The sequence below is a fragment of the Staphylococcus sp. T93 genome (assembly GCF_016743875.1).
Classification (GTDB): Bacteria; Bacillota; Bacilli; order Staphylococcales; family Staphylococcaceae; genus Staphylococcus; species Staphylococcus aureus.
Genome location: NZ_CP068247.1, coordinates 795,109 through 812,145, shown reverse-complemented (window position 1 = coordinate 812,145; position 17,037 = coordinate 795,109). Strand labels below are relative to the sequence as shown.

12 protein-coding genes are annotated in these 17,037 nt (G+C 32.8%); 3 read left to right on the top strand and 9 right to left on the bottom strand.

Going from position 1 to position 17,037, the window contains the following annotated elements:
• Positions 1–81 precede the first annotated feature (81 nt).
• From cozEb to parE, 6 genes are all read right to left on the bottom strand, one after another.
• On the bottom strand, positions 82–1,290 hold the full coding sequence (gene cozEb, locus JG553_RS03960) for a cell elongation protein CozEb (RefSeq protein WP_001004752.1): 1,209 nt from the start codon (positions 1,288–1,290) through the stop codon (positions 82–84).
• Positions 1,283–1,450, bottom strand: a complete 168-nt coding sequence (locus JG553_RS03955; RefSeq protein WP_001788758.1) for a hypothetical protein — start codon at positions 1,448–1,450, stop codon at positions 1,283–1,285. The genes cozEb and JG553_RS03955 overlap by 8 nt, the downstream gene beginning before the upstream one ends.
• Complete coding sequence (glcT, locus tag JG553_RS03950) at positions 1,425–2,276, bottom strand: glucose PTS transporter transcription antiterminator GlcT (protein WP_000505015.1); 852 nt, start codon at positions 2,274–2,276, stop codon at positions 1,425–1,427. Before glcT ends, JG553_RS03955 begins: the two co-directional genes overlap by 26 nt.
• A 499-nt stretch (positions 2,277–2,775) precedes the next feature.
• On the bottom strand, positions 2,776–4,236 hold the full coding sequence (alsT, locus tag JG553_RS03945; protein WP_000651160.1) for a glutamine transporter AlsT: 1,461 nt from the start codon (positions 4,234–4,236) through the stop codon (positions 2,776–2,778).
• Between the two features lie 249 nt (positions 4,237–4,485).
• On the bottom strand, positions 4,486–6,888 hold the full coding sequence (parC, locus tag JG553_RS03940) for a DNA topoisomerase IV subunit A (protein WP_001289569.1): 2,403 nt from the start codon (positions 6,886–6,888) through the stop codon (positions 4,486–4,488).
• On the bottom strand, positions 6,888–8,879 hold the full coding sequence (gene parE, locus JG553_RS03935; protein ID WP_001548666.1) for a DNA topoisomerase IV subunit B: 1,992 nt from the start codon (positions 8,877–8,879) through the stop codon (positions 6,888–6,890). The genes parC and parE overlap by 1 nt, the downstream gene beginning before the upstream one ends.
• A 205-nt stretch (positions 8,880–9,084) precedes the next feature.
• Between parE and plsY the strand changes: the two genes are divergently transcribed.
• Positions 9,085–9,693, top strand: a complete 609-nt coding sequence (plsY, locus tag JG553_RS03930; RefSeq protein ID WP_000972781.1) for a glycerol-3-phosphate 1-O-acyltransferase PlsY — start codon at positions 9,085–9,087, stop codon at positions 9,691–9,693.
• Positions 9,694–10,068: 375 nt separating this feature from the next.
• Positions 10,069–10,365: a HesB/YadR/YfhF family protein gene (locus tag JG553_RS03925; protein WP_001165377.1), complete on the top strand. Its 297-nt coding sequence runs from the start codon at positions 10,069–10,071 to the stop codon at positions 10,363–10,365.
• A gap of 206 nt (positions 10,366–10,571) precedes the next feature.
• On the opposite strand, the gene menI is transcribed toward JG553_RS03925, so the two are convergent.
• The 3 genes from menI to JG553_RS03910 all read right to left on the bottom strand — a co-directional run bounded on the left by menI (position 10,572) and on the right by JG553_RS03910 (position 16,462).
• Positions 10,572–11,039: a 1,4-dihydroxy-2-naphthoyl-CoA hydrolase MenI gene (gene menI / locus JG553_RS03920; RefSeq protein WP_000640487.1), complete on the bottom strand. Its 468-nt coding sequence runs from the start codon at positions 11,037–11,039 to the stop codon at positions 10,572–10,574.
• Positions 11,040–11,218: 179 nt separating this feature from the next.
• Positions 11,219–13,924: an aconitate hydratase AcnA gene (gene acnA / locus JG553_RS03915; RefSeq protein ID WP_000729744.1), complete on the bottom strand. Its 2,706-nt coding sequence runs from the start codon at positions 13,922–13,924 to the stop codon at positions 11,219–11,221.
• An 891-nt stretch (positions 13,925–14,815) separates the two neighbouring features.
• Positions 14,816–16,462: a BCCT family transporter gene (locus JG553_RS03910; RefSeq protein WP_001088978.1), complete on the bottom strand. Its 1,647-nt coding sequence runs from the start codon at positions 16,460–16,462 to the stop codon at positions 14,816–14,818.
• 203 nt (positions 16,463–16,665) lie between these two features.
• On the opposite strand from JG553_RS03910, the gene mscL reads away from it, so the two are divergent.
• Positions 16,666–17,028: a large conductance mechanosensitive channel protein MscL gene (mscL, locus tag JG553_RS03905; protein ID WP_000910489.1), complete on the top strand. Its 363-nt coding sequence runs from the start codon at positions 16,666–16,668 to the stop codon at positions 17,026–17,028.
• Positions 17,029–17,037: the final 9 nt, after the last annotated feature.

The window sequence follows — 17,037 nt, the reverse complement described above, 5'->3', positions numbered from 1 at the left end:
TAATCATAAATGTAACTGCCCAACATTATAAGCACCATAAAAAATACCAACAAACATATAGTCATTGGTATTTTTTATTACTTATTCAACTATTTTATTACTTTCTTTAATATCATATTCACCTACATCATTACCATAGAAACGATTGTATCGACGTTTAAATAATTGGAATAAATGAGTAACTAATACTTTTAAAATAGCATATCCCGGAATACCTAAAATAACGCCTACAATACCAAGCAATTTGCCTGCACACAGTAAAATGAAAATGATTGTAAGTGGATGAATCTTAAGTGTTTTACCCATGATATTTGGTGAAATGAAGTGCCCTTCAACAAATTGTACTAAAGTCCATACTACTGCTAATTTTAAGAGCATCCACGGCGATGTTATAGCAGCTATTACAATAGCTGGAGAAATCGCTATAGTAGGCCCTAAATATGGTACAACACTTGTAACTGCCGCAATACTAGCTAATACTAAGCTATATTTCAACCCGATAACCGAATAACCGATAAACAACAGTATACCGATACAGAATGAAACGATAATTTGTCCTTGAATGTATGAACCAACTTGAACACTCATTTTTTCAAGTAGATCATGAAAATCTTTTCGGAATTTCGGTGGCATAATATTCGTTGAAAATTCTTTGAAGTGATGTCCATCTTTAAGCATAAAGAATAGTACAAATGGTGTTGTGACAATCACAACGCCAATATTAGCAATCGTTTCTGCAAACGTTGCAATTTTAGACCCAAAGCCATCTGTAAATTCACTTAACATAGATGGTATTTTCTTAGGTAAAGAATTTAACCAATCATTAATTTGACTATAATACGAAGAGAAAAACGTATTATTTGCTATTTTATCAATAGAATTAATTAATTTTTCTAGATATTGCGGTGAATTTTTAACTAAACTATCTACTTGCGAACCAATAATAGGTATCAATAAATTAACAATTAACGTAATAACACCTACTACAGCTAGATAAATAATAGAAATACCTGCAACTCTTGGTATTCTATAACGTTCCATCATATTTACGATTGGGTTAAATAGATAGAATAGAATTAAAGAGACGATGATAGGTGCTGCTATCGTCTTAAAAACGATGATAAAAGGATCAAAAACATATGATACTTTTTCGAAAATAAAAATAACAATACCCAACAATACTAGCGCTATTAATGAGAAGACTAAATCATTCCCACCAACAAACTTCATATACCGTGATTCGGTAAATTTTAAAAAATTCTTTCTTATATTCTTTTCATTTTCATTCAATTATAGATTCACCACCACTTAAAATATTCATAAGATGTTGTATAAAAACAGTCCACTTATGTAAAATTACTAACATCAATGATACCATACAAATACCCTTTACAGTAACGAAACGCCCGTGTAATACACTTAATTTAGGATTGATTAATCCTTTCTTCAAAATGATGAATGTGTAATGTTAAATATATAATTTCAGACTCACTGATATTAACATCAAATTGTTTTTGTATCATAGTTAAAATTTTATATGCTGTGTTATAGCAAATCGGATAGTGATTTTTAATCATAGACACAAAATCATCTTGTGCATGTATATATTCTTTTCTTCTTAATCGGCGAATTAAAAATTGTACGTGCCTTATAAAACGTTGGTATTGTAATGATTCCTTATCAACAGTTGTCACAAGGTCTGATTCAATGATATCTATACCTTTTTTAATAACATTATTGATCAAGGTCATCTCATGCATAGATAAATCTTCTGTATTAGATGCAATATGTAATGCAATAAATCCTATCTCATCTTCAGGAAAATGTACATCTAATGCTGCATTTAACTGATCAATCACCTGTTTAGCAATATGATATGCATCACTATATAACTGCATAGTTTCCATAACAAATGGATTGCTAATAACTTGATTTTGTTTTAAGCGTTTATAAGCAAATATAATATGATCCGTTAATGAAACTACAAGTTGTTTTGAATCAACATTCATCGCAGTATTAGAAATAAAATTCAACGAATCAATAATTACTTGTAATACATTATCATCAGCGATTTCAACTAAACTTTTATAATGTGCTTTTTGTTGCTCACTTTCTAATTTATAAATTTTCTCTATTGTAATAGTTTGGTCGTTTAACGCCATTCCCTCTTTTTTGTTAAAACCAATACCTTTACCGATTAAAATAACTTCTTGATCATTATTAGTACATACTACGACATTGTTGTTCAATGTTTTAGTAACAATATATTCTCCCATTATCATCACCTATTTTTCTATTATTAAGATTATATATCGGAAATGTCTAACTTGAAAGTATAATAATTTAAATACTTGTGTTCTATTACACGCCTATCCTATATGATATATCTTAATTTAATTTCGATGTCTCTCAAAGTGGAATAACTATAATAAAAAAATCTGACTCCCATATTTACAAATAATTCTATTTATTTATATATTATCTGAATTAATACTCAATACAAACTAAAACGTACTATTAAATTGTGCAAAGCTAAAACAAATTTATATTCATCTATCCAACAATATGTCTTATCAATGGTATAGTCTTTGCACACCAATGGAGGAAATAAATCTCAACCTTACTATATTAATATATAATCAAATCTTAGATTAACTAGTGTAATGATACAGATGATAATTGAGTACAAATTTAAAACCCTGAGATTTTCGCTTTAATTTGAAAACCTCAGGGTTTATTTGATTTTTATATAATGAATCGTTACATTAAAAATATTTATTTATCAGAGTTCTTATATTTGTTAGCGCCCCAAGCACTAATTCCAAATAAGTTAATTTCTAAGTTTTCAGGTTTAAAGACAGGGTTCTTGCCTTCTTTTTTCTGCTTTTGATAATCTTTCATCAATGCAAAAGCTACATTGGACAGTCCTATAATGGAAATAATGTTTACAATTGCCATTAAGCCCATAAATAAGTCTGCCGTATTCCATACTGTTTCTGTTTTTACAACTGCACCGACAAAGACAAGTACTACAACAAGACATCTAAAGATAAATAATATTACACGGTTTGTTGATAAAAATTCAATATTAGATTGACCGTAATAGTAATTACCTACAACAGATGAAAATGCAAACAGTGTAACTGCTATTGTTAAGAAAATACCTCCAGCAGAACCTAAATGCTCATTAAGTGCTGATTGAGTAACTGCAACACCTTGAGGTGCGTTATCACCAAATTTCAGTCCTGAATATAGTAAAATCATGATTGCAGTTGCTGTACAAACCAACATTGTATCAAAGAACACACCTAATGATTGGATTAAACCTTGCTTAACAGGGTGTGGTACGGCAGCAGTTGCCGCTGCATTCGGCGCAGAACCCATACCAGCTTCGTTAGAGAATAAACCACGTTTGATACCTTGAAGAACCGCAGCACCTACAGCGCCACCAGTTACTTGTTCGATACCAAATGCACTTTTAATAATCGTACCTATCATAGGAACAATTTGATCTAAATTAAATAGCAATATTACTAAAACCATACCAATGTAAATGATAGCCATAATCGGTACAATTAACGAAGATAACGTAGCAATACTACGTACACCACCAAATATAATAATAGCTGTTACGATTGCTAAAATAATACCTGTGATTACTGGACTAATATTATATTGCGTATTTAACGACTCCGCAATTGTATTAGATTGCACTGTGTTAAATACAAATGCAAATGTAATTGTAATTAAAATCGCAAATACGATACCTAGCCATTTTTGATTTAAACCTTTAGTAATATAGTAAGCTGGACCACCACGGAATCCACCATCTTTATCATGTACTTTATAAACCTGAGCCAAAGTCGCTTCTATAAATGCACTCGCTGCACCTATAAATGCAATAACCCACATCCAAAATACTGCACCTGGACCGCCTAAAACAATCGCAGTCGCAACACCAGCAATATTACCAGTACCAACTCTCGAACCAGCACTAATCGCAAATGCTTGGAATGGCGAAATACCCTTCTTACCATCTTCTAAAGTTTCTGGACGTTCTACTAAAGCTCTAAACATTTCAGGTAACATTCGTAATTGAACGAATTTAGAACTAATCGTAAAGAAGAATCCAGCTGTCAATAATAGACCAATTAAATATTGAGACCATATTAAATCGGTACCAACATGGACAAATTCTTTAAACCATCCAGGTATTAAACTATCGAAATCTTTCAAAATAAACCCCTCGCATCCTCTACATGAATCATGTACCTTCTATAAAATTAGACCGAATTGAACCTTCAGTAAATATAGAGATACATCATCATTTCTTATACAATACAAGAGATTTATATTAGTTTGGTCAAAGTATATCGCTAATTTAACGATAAGTACTTGGTCAGCATTTAATATAAATCCCTTGAATTTAGTCAAAATTTAACATTACTGTATTTTATCATTTAATTTCGTGATTGCATATAGTTTTTAGCTAATATACATGTCTATTACTTCACCAAAATCATCTGTATCTACAATGAATGAGCCATTTGTATATTGTTCAGATTTATGAATATCATTAATTAAACCATGTTCTTCATTTGATTTTGAATATAATGTATATTGACTATGTTCACCTGTCACTACATGTGCAGCTACAATACGATGTGGATTTTTCTTTAATTCTTTTAATAAAGTTATTCCACGTTGTGCTCTTTTAGCAACTTGTAAGATTTTAAAACTAATACGTTTTAACGAGCCGCGTTGTGTGGCCATCAATATAGTATCATTTTCAGAAACACCTTCTGTCATAACAACGAAATCTTCAGCTTTAAGATTTATTGATTTAACACCAGCTGCCCTTAATCCGGTATCTGATAGTTCACTTGTATTATACGTTAATGACATACCTTTATTAGTAATGACGGTAATTAATTGATCTTTTTCAAAGCGCATAACACTAATCAAATCATCATTTTCTTTAACTTTAGTAGCAATTAAAGGTTTATTAAAACGCGTTGTTTTAAATAGAGGCACTGTACTTTTCTTAATCATGCCATTTTGAGTCGCAAAAACATAAAATGCATCTGTATTAAAGTCCTTTTCATTAAAGACATTAATAACCACTTCATCTTCTTCGATAGGAACTATTTGTGATACATGTTGTCCCAATTCTTTCCAACGAATATCTGCTAATTTATGAACCGGTATAAATAGATAACGACCTTTATTTGTAAATACTAGTACGGTATCTTGCGTATTTACTTCTTGATGTTTAAGTAAACTGTCACCATCTTTTAAACCAATATCTTCAACACCGCTAGCATTAAAGCTACGAATAGAAGTACGTTTAATATATCCATGACGTGTCATACTTAAAATAACTTCTTCACTAGGCACCATAACTTCTTTGTCAATTTTAATTTCTTCAATTTCTGCTTCAATTAAAGACAGTCGTTCAGATTTGAATTTCTTTTTAATTTCATTCAATTCTTCTTTTATGACATTCAATAATGCATCATGGTTATCAAGAATATGACGTAATTGTTTGATTAATGCTTCAAGTTCTTTATGTTCACCTTCAAGCGCAACTATGTCAGTATTTGTTAAACGATATAACTGTAACATTACAATTGCTTCAGCCTGTTCTTCTGTGAACTCGTATACTTCGATAAGGTTTTCTTTAGCGTCACGCTTGTTTTTAGAGCTACGAATCAATTCGATTACTTTATCTAAAATTGACAACGCTTTAATCAAACCTTCAACGATATGCATACGTTTTTCTGCATTATCTAATTCAAACTTCGTTCTATTTGCAACAACCTCAATTTGGTGATTCAAATAACTATCTATAATTTGACGAATACCCATCAATTTTGGACGACCATCACTAATAGCGACCATGTTGAAATTATATGAAATCTGTAAATCAGAGTTTTTATAAAGATAATTTTTGATTGATTCACTGTTCACATCTTTTTTCAATTCAATTGCTATTCGTAAACCAGTTCTATCAGTTTCATCACGTACTTCAACGATACCATCGACTTTTTTGTCAGCACGTAATTCATCGATACGTTTTACTAAGCTACTTTTGTTCACTTCATATGGAATTTCAGTAATAATTAACTGTTTACGTCCATTGCGTAAAGTTTCTTCTTCAACTTTAGAACGAACTATAATTCTACCTTTACCTGATTCATAAGCTTTTTTAATACCATCAATACCTTGAATAATACCACCAGTTGGAAAATCAGGACCTTTAATATATTTCATTAATTGATTGACTGTAATATCCGGATTATCAATATATTTAAGTGTTGCTTGAATCACTTCAGCTAAATTATGTGGTGGTATATCTGTCGCGTAACCTGCAGATATACCTGTAGAACCATTCACTAGTAAGTTAGGAAATCTTGATGGCAATACCATTGGTTCGAGTGTCGTATCATCATAGTTTGGAATGAAAGAAACTGTCTCTTTATTAATATCACGTAATAACTCTTCAGCTAGTAAGCTTAACTTAGCTTCAGTGTAACGCATTGCCGCTGGCGGATCATTATCGATACTACCATTATTACCATGCATTTCTATTAAGACATGTCGTAACTTCCAGTCTTGACTTAAACGGACCATTGCTTCGTACACTGAGGAGTCTCCATGTGGATGATATTGACCAATAACATCACCGACTGTTTTCGCACTTTTACGGAAATTTTTATCGTGTGTATTACCACTTGAATACATTGCATATAAAATACGACGTTGTACTGGTTTTAAACCATCACGAACATCTGGCAATGCACGCTCTTGAATAATATATTTACTATATCTTCCAAAGCGATCACCTAAAACATCTTCAAGTGATAAATCTTGAATTATTTCACTCACTAGATTTCCTCCTCATCAAATTGATCATTTTCAAGCACTTGTACTTCAGAATTATCTAAAATACTTTGGTCCTCTTGCATACCAAACTCAACATGCTTTTCAATCCATTCACGTCTAGGTTGTACTTTGTCACCCATTAATGTTGTTACACGTTTAGATGAACGCACTTCATCTTCAACTTGTACACGAATTAAAGTTCGTGTTTCTGGGTTCATCGTCGTTTCCCATAATTGTTCAGGGTTCATTTCACCCAAACCTTTGTAACGTTGTAACGTGAAGCCTTTACCAAGTTCTTTTTGCAATTTATTAAGCTCTTCGTCTGTCCAAGCGTATTCAACTCGCTTTGTTTTGCCTTTACCTTTTTCCAATTTATAAAGTGGAGGTAAAGCAATAAATACACGACCTGCTTGAACAAGCGGTTTCATATATTTGAAGAAGAATGTTAACAATAGCACTTGAATATGCGCACCATCAGTATCAGCATCAGTCATAATAATTACACGATTATAATTACTATCTTCAATTTTAAAGTCAGTACCAACGCCTGCCCCGATTGTGTGGATAATTGTATTAATTTCTTCATTTTTAAAAATATCTTCTAGACGTGCTTTCTCTGTATTAATTACCTTACCACGTAATGGTAATATCGCTTGGAATTTGCGGTCTCGTCCAAGTTTTGCTGAACCTCCCGCAGAATCACCTTCGACTAAATACAATTCATTTTTTTCAGTGTTTTTACTTTGTGCAGGTGTTAATTTACCAGATAGCAAAGTGTCTTTACGCTTGTTTTTCTTACCTGAACGAGCATCTTCACGAGCTTTACGTGCAGCTTCCCTTGCTTGTTGTGCTTTAATCGCTTTTTTCACAAGTGATTTAGACAATTGTCCTTTTTCTTCTAAATAGAATGGCAATTTGTCTGCAACAACTGAATCAACAGCACTTCTAGCTTCAGAAGTACCCAATTTAGATTTCGTTTGTCCTTCAAATTGCAATAATTCTTCTGGAATACGAACAGACACAACAGCTGTTAAACCTTCACGAATATCATTACCATCTAAGTTTTTATCTTTTGTTTTAAGTTCATTAATACGACGTGCATAATCATTAAATACACGTGTCATTGCTGTTTTAAAACCAACTTCATGTGTACCACCATCTTTAGTACGTACATTATTTACAAAACTTAAAATACTTTCTGAATATTGATCATTATATTGGAAAGCTACGTCTACCTCTATACCATTTGCTTCACCTGAAAATGTAGCCACGTCATGCAAAACTTCTTTTCCTTCATTGACATAACTAACAAACTCTTTGATTCCTTCTTCATAATGGTAATGCTCTTGACGCTCTTTACCACTGCGTAAATCATTAAGCGTTATTTTTAAATTTTTCAATAAGAACGCAGACTCTTGTAGTCGTTCACTTAAAACATCAAAATTAAATGATGTAGATGCTTTAAAAATTGTGTCATCAGGTTTAAATGTTACTTTGGTACCTGTTTTCTTAGTTTTACCTTTTTTCACTAAACCAGAAGATGGCGAACCACCGTTTTTAAAACTTTGATGATATATATTACCATCTCGATGGATTTCAACTTCAAGCCATTCACTCAATGCATTTACAACTGAAGCACCAACACCGTGAAGACCACCTGAAGTTTTATAGCCGCCTTGTCCAAATTTACCTCCTGCATGTAAAACAGTAAAGATAACTTCGACTGTCGGTTTACCTGATTTATGTATACCTGTTGGCATACCACGTCCATTATCTTCTATAGAAATACTACCATCTTTATTAATTGTTACATCTATTTCGTTACCGTAACCATTCAATACTTCATCGACGGAGTTATCGACAATTTCATATACTAGATGATGTAATCCCCGTTTATCAGTTGATCCAATATACATACCAGGTCTTTTACGAACTGCTTCTAACCCCTCTAAAACCTGTATTGAATCATCTGAATAATTATTTTGTTTATTCATTGCCAATGATTTCGCCTCCTGCAAACGTACGTTCGTTTTTAAAACTATACAATAGTTATTCTTATATAAATCAGCGTAAAATGCAAGTATCAATTAACTTTCATAGCTTAATTCCATATATTAATCCCCGTTTTTAAAATTTTTAGCCGTAATTTAAATGAATATGATAAAATAGTCCTAAGATATTAAAGGATGTGTAATATTTATGATGATAATCGTCATGTTACTACTAAGTTATCTTATCGGCGCTTTCCCAAGTGGATTCGTAATTGGAAAATTATTTTTCAAAAAAGATATTAGACAATTTGGTAGTGGTAATACTGGCGCTACTAATAGCTTTAGAGTATTAGGTCGTCCTGCAGGATTCTTGGTAACATTTCTAGATATTTTCAAAGGGTTCATAACTGTTTTCTTCCCTTTATGGTTACAAGTTCACGCAGATGGCCCTATTAGTACTTTTTTTACAAATGGTTTAATTGTTGGCTTATTCGCTATACTTGGACACGTTTATCCTGTTTATTTAAAATTCCAAGGTGGCAAAGCTGTTGCAACTAGTGCAGGTGTCGTCTTGGGAGTCAATCCGATACTTTTACTAATACTTGCAATTATCTTCTTTATTGTATTGAAGATTTTTAAATATGTTTCTTTAGCAAGTATCGTTGCAGCAATTTGCTGTGTGATTGGCTCGCTTATCATTCAAGACTATATTTTATTAGTCGTTAGTTTCTTAGTTTCAATCATATTGATAATTAGACATCGCTCTAATATCGCAAGGATTTTTAGAGGCGAAGAACCTAAAATAAAATGGATGTAACAATTTTTTGACATTAGTCCATCATTGCATATTTTTTTGCAGTTGATGGATTATTTTATTTTTGCAAAAACAATTTTTTTAACTTAAAATTCAACTATACTTAGTTTTTTTACAAGAACATTTGAGACCGAGACATAAATCAATGTCATAGGCTCCACAATGTTATATTAGCTGTAGTTAACCGAACAAAATGCGCTTATAACTAGGTTTTTTCAATTCTGGTCGGGGGTCCCAACATAGAAGCTTATGGAAATTCAGCTTACAATAATGAGCAGGTTGGGGTGGGCTCCAACGCAGAGAATTTCGATAAGAAATTCCACAAATAATACAAGTTGGCCCACTCCCATTCTGTAATAAATATAGGAGGTCATTGTTATGCAAATAGAACTTACTGATGCAGCAGTAACTTGGTTTAAAAATGAACTTGAGTTGCCTGAAAATAATAAAGTGCTCGTGTTTTTTGTAAGATATGGTGGCGAATTCCAACTCAAGCAAGGATTTAGTCCTGCTTTTACAGTTGAACCAAAGGAAGATGTTGATATTGGCTATGAACAACAATATGACGATTTAAATGTTGTCGTAGCGGAAAAAGATTTGTGGTACTTTGAAGATGACCACATTATTGTAAATGTAGTTGATCACGAAGATGAAATTTCTTATTCCACAAAATAACTAAAATAAAACGAACTTGTTTACACATTCTGATGTGTCCTGAACCTCGGAAGTTGTACTTTGGTTTAGCACATCTGATGTTGTATGAACAAGTTCGTTTTTGCTATATATTAGCTTATCTTCACGCTAATTACATTAATGTTAACGTATTGGCTATTTTTTATAGATTAATTGTTAATATTGCCTCTCCAAACATTTACAGTAACTTATAAAGAATCAATACCATCCATTATCTCTACTGTTTTCCCTTCATTATTGAGCGTTTGCACTTTACTATAAGCTTCATGCCAATCTGGGAAATAACGATCCAACCGTATAGGCTTAAAAGTATCTTCTTTAATGCAAATCAATTCTGTGGAACCTGTAGTTGCAAGTTCACCTTTTTCATTAAAAATCTCATATTTATACACTGAACGTAATCTCGAATATTTTTCAACCCAAGTTTTAACTTTAACTTTTTCTGGATAAAAAATAGACTTTTTATAATTGACATTGAGGTCAGTCACAGGTGAAATGATTCCTTGTTTTTCCATATCAGCATAACTAAAACCTAACTTCGATATATAATCCAACCGCGCAACTTCAAACCAAGTTGCATAATTCCCGTGATAAATTACACCCATCTTATCAGTTTCAGCATAACGCGCTTCTATTTCTGTAATACTATATATCATTTTAAGCCTTCTTTCAGTTTAACTTTATATCTCATTCTAACATAAAATACAAGAAGAGGCCGGCCAAGAACACAAAGGTTTTGAACCGACCTATTATATCATAAAGTTTATAGAAGTATTTTTGAGCACTATCAAAGTGCCTCAAATACCGATTAAAATTTTACTGTGATATCTATTTTTTATTGCGCTAATTTATTTCTTAAAACCATTTGTAAAATTCCACCGTGACGATAGTAATCCATTTCAACAAGTGAGTCAAAACGAACCATAGCGTCAAATTCTACCAAATCACCATCTTGCTTCTTAGCAGTAACTTTGACGTAGTCATGTGGTTGAACATTTTCATCAATATTAACAGAAATTTCTTCTGTACCATCTAGACCAAGAGAATCAGCTGATTCACCTTTTTTAAACTCTAATGGTAATACACCCATCATAACTAAATTTGAACGATGGATACGTTCATAACTTTGTGCAATAACTGTTTTAACACCTAATAAGTTTGTACCTTTTGCTGCCCAGTCACGAGATGAACCCATACCATAATCGTTACCAGCTAATACAACTAAACCTGTACCATCTTCTTTATATTTCATTGCAGCATCAAAGATAGGCATTACTTCATTTGTTGGCCAATAAGTTGTAAAACCACCTTCAGTACCTGGCGCTAATTGGTTTTTAATACGTATATTAGCAAACGTACCTCGAACCATTACTTCGTGATTACCACGTCTTGAACCATATGAATTAAATTCACGAATAGGCACTTGATGATCTTGTAAATATTTACCAGCTGGCGTATCTTTACCAATTGCACCTGCTGGAGAGATGTGGTCAGTTGTCACAGAATCACCGAATTTACCCATAACACGTAAACCATTTAATGGAACAATCGTACCCGGTTCTTTAGATAATCCTTGGAAGAATGATGGATTTTGAATGTATGTTGAATTAGGATCAAAGTCATATAGAGGTTGATCAGTTACATCAATCTCATTCCATAATTCGTTGTTATTGTATACGTTATTATATTCTTCAATAAATAATTCAGGTGTTACAACACTATCAACGGTATCTGAAACTTCTTTAATTGATGGCCAAATATCTTTCAAATATACATCTTCACCGTCATTACCTTTACCAATAGGTTCATTTTGTAAATCAATATCAACCGTTCCAGCTAATGCATAAGCAACAACTAACTGTGGTGAAGCTAGGTAATTGGCTTTAACAAGAGGATGGATACGACCTTCAAAGTTACGGTTACCAGATAATACAGATGTCACTAATAGGTCCTCATCAGCAATCGCTTTTTCAATTTCTGGTAATAAAGGACCTGAATTACCGATACAAGTTGTACATCCATAACCAACCAAGTTGAAGCCTAAATCATCTAAATAAGGTTGTAAGCCAGCATCTCTTAAATATCCGGTAACAACTTTTGATCCTGGTGCTAGAGAAGTTTTAACGTATTCAGGAACTTTCAAGCCTTTTTCAACTGCTTTTTTAGCAACTAAACCTGCACCTAACATTACATAAGGGTTAGATGTATTTGTACATGATGTAATTGCTGCTATTGCAATATCACCTGTTTTCATTGTAGCTTTTGATCCATCTTTAAAGTTAATTTCAGCTTTCTTATCAAATTCACTTTTATCTAAACCGTGTCCTTGGTTGCCTGCTGGAGCTGTTACAGAATTTTCAAATGATGATTTCATATCACTTAAGAAAATTAAATCTTGAGGACGTTTTGGTCCTGAAAGCGATGCTTCAACTGTTGATAAATCCAATTCGATAACATCTGTATAATTAGGATCTTCTTTCTCAACATCAAAGAACATATGGTTTTGTTTCAAATATTCTTTTACTAGCGCGATATGTTCGTCTGATCTACCAGTTAACTTCATATATTTAAGAGATTCATCATCAACTGGGAAGAATCCGCAAGTTGCTCCATACTCTGGTGCCATGTTTGCAATTGTAGCACGGTCTGCTAGTGGTAAATGTTGTACACCTGGACCAAAGAACTCCACAAATTTACCAACAACACCTTTTTTACGTAGCTCTTGAGTTACTCTTAACGCTAAATCAGTTGCTGTTGCGCCTTGTGGTAATGAATTTACTAGTCGTACACCAATAACCTCTGGAATTGGGAAATAAGAAGGTTGTCCAAGCATTCCAGCTTCAGCTTCAATACCACCAACACCCCATCCTAGTACGCCAATACCATTTATCATTGTTGTATGTGAATCAGTACCAACTAATGTATCTGGAAATGCAGTTTTTTCACCATCTACATCACGAACATGTACAACACTTGCTAAATATTCTAAGTTAACTTGGTGAACTATTCCAGTTGCAGGAGGAACTGCATTGTAATTATCAAATGCTTTCGTTGCCCAATTTAAAAACTGATAACGTTCATAGTTACGTTCAAATTCTAATTTCATATTACGTTCAAGAGCTTCTGGATTTGCATAGCTATCCACTTGAACTGAGTGGTCAATAACTAAATCCACCGGTACTTCTGGATTAATTTTAGTAATATCTCCCCCAACGTCATCCATTGCTTTACGTAAAGAAGCTAAATCAACTACGGCTGGTACACCTGTGAAATCTTGTAAAATAACACGAGAAGGTTTAAATGGTACCTCGCCTTCATTTCCATCTTTTCCAAACTGACTTAAAGCTTTAATATGATCGTCTGTAATTACAAAATCATCTTCTTGACGAAGTAAAGATTCTAACAAAACACGAATTGAATAAGGTAAATTGGAAACTTTAGTAATACCTTGCTCTTCTACAGCTTTTAAATCATAGTAAGTATAACTTTGGCCATTCAAGTCAAAATGTTTTTTTGATTGCTCTTTAAAATTTGCAGCCATTTAATGATCCCCCTTGATACATTTTTATATTTATATGCCTTGATTAAATTGTATTATTATATTTATTGATAAACAACTCATCATGCTTAGAAAACGCTTAATTTAGGTTTTGACTTTTTAATCAGAGTATATAAGCAAAACTTATCATACAGGTAAGGTGTAATAAGTATTTTTTATTAATTGAGAATAATTATCAATTTCGCGAATGATTCAATTCAATTTTTAAACGTATTATTTCATTGAGCAGAAAGAAAATTATGGCACCAAACTTTAATATTTTTTTCAATGTCATTCTTTTGATGGGAGTGGGACAGAAATGATATTTTCGCAAAATTTATTTCGTCGTCCCACCCCAACTTGCATTGTCTGTAGAAATTGGGAATCCAATTTCTCTTTGTTGGGGCCCATCCCCAACTTGCACATTATTGTAAGCTGACTTTTCGTCAGCTTCTGTGTTGGGGCCCTCACCCCAACTCGCATTGCCTGTAGAATTTCTTTTCGAAATTCTCTGTGTTGGGGCCCCTGACTAGAATTGAAAAAAGCTTGTTACAAGCGCATTTTCGTTCAGTCAACTACTGCCAATATAACTTCGTAGAGCATAGAATATTGATTTATGTCCCAGCCTGAGTTAATTTTCTATAAAAGTATATTTAATTTGCGTTTATACCGTCAAACTTCACTTTAGCTTTGTCAAACCCCTTTCTATTAAGTTTTCAGAAATAAACCTATCTTAAAATATAAAAAAATCGAGAATTCGTAGTTTAATAACGAAATTCTCGTTCTTATCCTTTTGAATATACTCAATTTTCCACAAAAACAAACAAGTAGTATATCTGTTCTAGCTACTAGAATGACATACTACTTGTTATTAAAATACTTAACTAAACTTTATTAGTTATCTTTTTTCTCTATATTTCTACGTGACTGACGCTTTTCAAGAATGTCAGATTCATAATCTTCTTGTTGACTCTTGATATATTCTTGTAAGCGATGTTTATTCGGAGTCAATGTTAAACCTAGGAATTTACGTTCCTGGTTCGCATCCTTGTAGAAACTTACCATCATGAGTATGACGACAAAGGAGAATGGGAATGCACTTATAATTGCAGCACTTTGAATCGCATTTAAAGCTTCAGCGCCGTTACCGCCACCAGCTAATAAAAGTACAAATGCTATTAAGGCCTGTGAAATTCCCCAAACAACTTTTACCATACTAGATGGATTTAATGAACCAAATGTTGTTTGCATTCCTAATACAAATGTTGCTGAGTCAGCAGATGTAATAAAGAATGATGCAATTAATAATAATGCAATCAACGATAAAACAATGCCAAATGGCACATGATTAAACACTCCAAATAGCTGTGTTTCAGGAGTCATATCAAAAATTTCTTTGTGTTTCTTACCTGTCTCGATGCCTAATACACCAAAGACACTAAACCAAACAAAACTAACAATTGCTGGAACTAGCAAGACACCAGAAATGAACTCTCTAATTGAACGTCCTTTTGAAACTCGTGCAATAAACACTCCAACGAATGGACTCCAACTTAACCACCAACCCCAGTAATAAAGTGTCCATGAAGACATCCATTCACGTTTTTGAGGATTTAAAGCTGCTGTATCAAAACTATTAAACAAGAATGTGTTTAGTAAACTACCCGTAGAGCTAGTTAACATATTTAAAATAAGAACAGTTGGTCCAACAATTAAAGCAGCTACCATTAAAATAGTACCTAAACCAATGTTCAAGTTACTTAAGTATTGAATACCTTTACTTAATCCAGACCATGCACTTGCTATAAATAAGATAGTAACAACAATGATGATAATCGCTTGTACAAACGTATTGTTTGGAACATTGAACAAGTAATGTAAACCACCATTAATTTGTAGAGCACCCATACCTAACGAAACGGCTACCCCAACGATTGTCGCAAATACAGATAAAACGTCAATAAAAATCCCAATAGGACCTTCTACTTTATCACCTAAAAGAGGACGTAAAGTTCTAGATAATAAACCTGGTTCACCTTTACGGAATTGCGAATATGCCAACGCTAACGCAACAACACCATAAACAGCCCAAGCATGGAATCCCCAATGGAAAAATGTTGAACGTAGAGCTTCAGTATAAGCTTCAGTAGTTTTGGGATCTGCTGTAGGTGGCGTAGCAAAGTGCGCCATCGGTTCAGCTGCACCATAAAACACCAAACCTATCCCCATACCAGCACTAAACAACATAGCAAACCATGAAATTGTATTAAACTCAGGTTTGTCATTTGGTTTACCTAGTTTAAGTTTTCCAATAGGACTAAAAATAAGGAATATACAGAAGAACACGATAATCGTAGTAAGAATAAGATAATACCAACCTAACTTTTCTGTAATCCACATTTTAATATTATTGGTAACATAGTTGAATTGTTCAGGTAAAAATGCACCAAGTAATACGACTATAGCAACAACAATTGCACTATAGATGAAGACTGGTGAATACTTCTTTCCATTTGGATTCTCTGGTGAAGAAGAATTCATAATTAATTACTCCCTTCAATTCTATATTTAATTTTATGTAGTAGAATAAAAATATTATCTAAACATTTTATTCAATAACTCACGCACCTTTATAGGATAACAAAGGTCTTTGCGATAATCAAATTTTCTTGAATAATCTATTTTCTAATTTTTTTATTTGTTGTATAATTGAGGTTACATTTAAAAAAGAGAGGTTGAGTGTAATGTTAAAAGAATTCAAAGAGTTCGCCTTAAAAGGTAACGTCTTAGATTTAGCAATTGCTGTTGTGATGGGTGCAGCTTTCAACAAGATTATATCTTCATTAGTAGAAAATATCATTATGCCATTAATTGGTAAAATTTTCGGATCAGTTGATTTTGCTAAAGAATGGTCATTCTGGGGTATTAAATACGGTTTATTTATCCAATCTGTTATCGACTTTATTATCATCGCGTTTGCTTTATTCATCTTTGTTAAGATTGCAAATACATTAATGAAGAAAGAAGAAGCCGAAGAAGAAGCAGTTGTGGAAGAAAATGTTGTGTTATTAACTGAAATCAGAGATTTATTACGTGAGAAAAAATAATTTTTAAAT

Excerpts from the sequence above, each read along its gene's own strand:
- menI (WP_000640487.1), bottom strand. The coding sequence starts at position 11,039 with ATGATATATAGTATTACAGAAATAGAAGCGCGTTATGCTGAAACTGAT.
- glcT (WP_000505015.1), bottom strand. The coding sequence starts at position 2,276 with ATGGGAGAATATATTGTTACTAAAACATTGAACAACAATGTCGTAGTA.
- JG553_RS03910 (WP_001088978.1), bottom strand. The coding sequence starts at position 16,462 with ATGAATTCTTCTTCACCAGAGAATCCAAATGGAAAGAAGTATTCACCA.
- acnA (WP_000729744.1), bottom strand. The coding sequence starts at position 13,924 with ATGGCTGCAAATTTTAAAGAGCAATCAAAAAAACATTTTGACTTGAAT.
- mscL (WP_000910489.1), top strand. The coding sequence starts at position 16,666 with ATGTTAAAAGAATTCAAAGAGTTCGCCTTAAAAGGTAACGTCTTAGAT.
- plsY (WP_000972781.1), top strand. The coding sequence starts at position 9,085 with ATGATGATAATCGTCATGTTACTACTAAGTTATCTTATCGGCGCTTTC.
- JG553_RS03925 (WP_001165377.1), top strand. The coding sequence starts at position 10,069 with ATGCAAATAGAACTTACTGATGCAGCAGTAACTTGGTTTAAAAATGAA.
- parE (WP_001548666.1), bottom strand. The coding sequence starts at position 8,879 with ATGAATAAACAAAATAATTATTCAGATGATTCAATACAGGTTTTAGAG.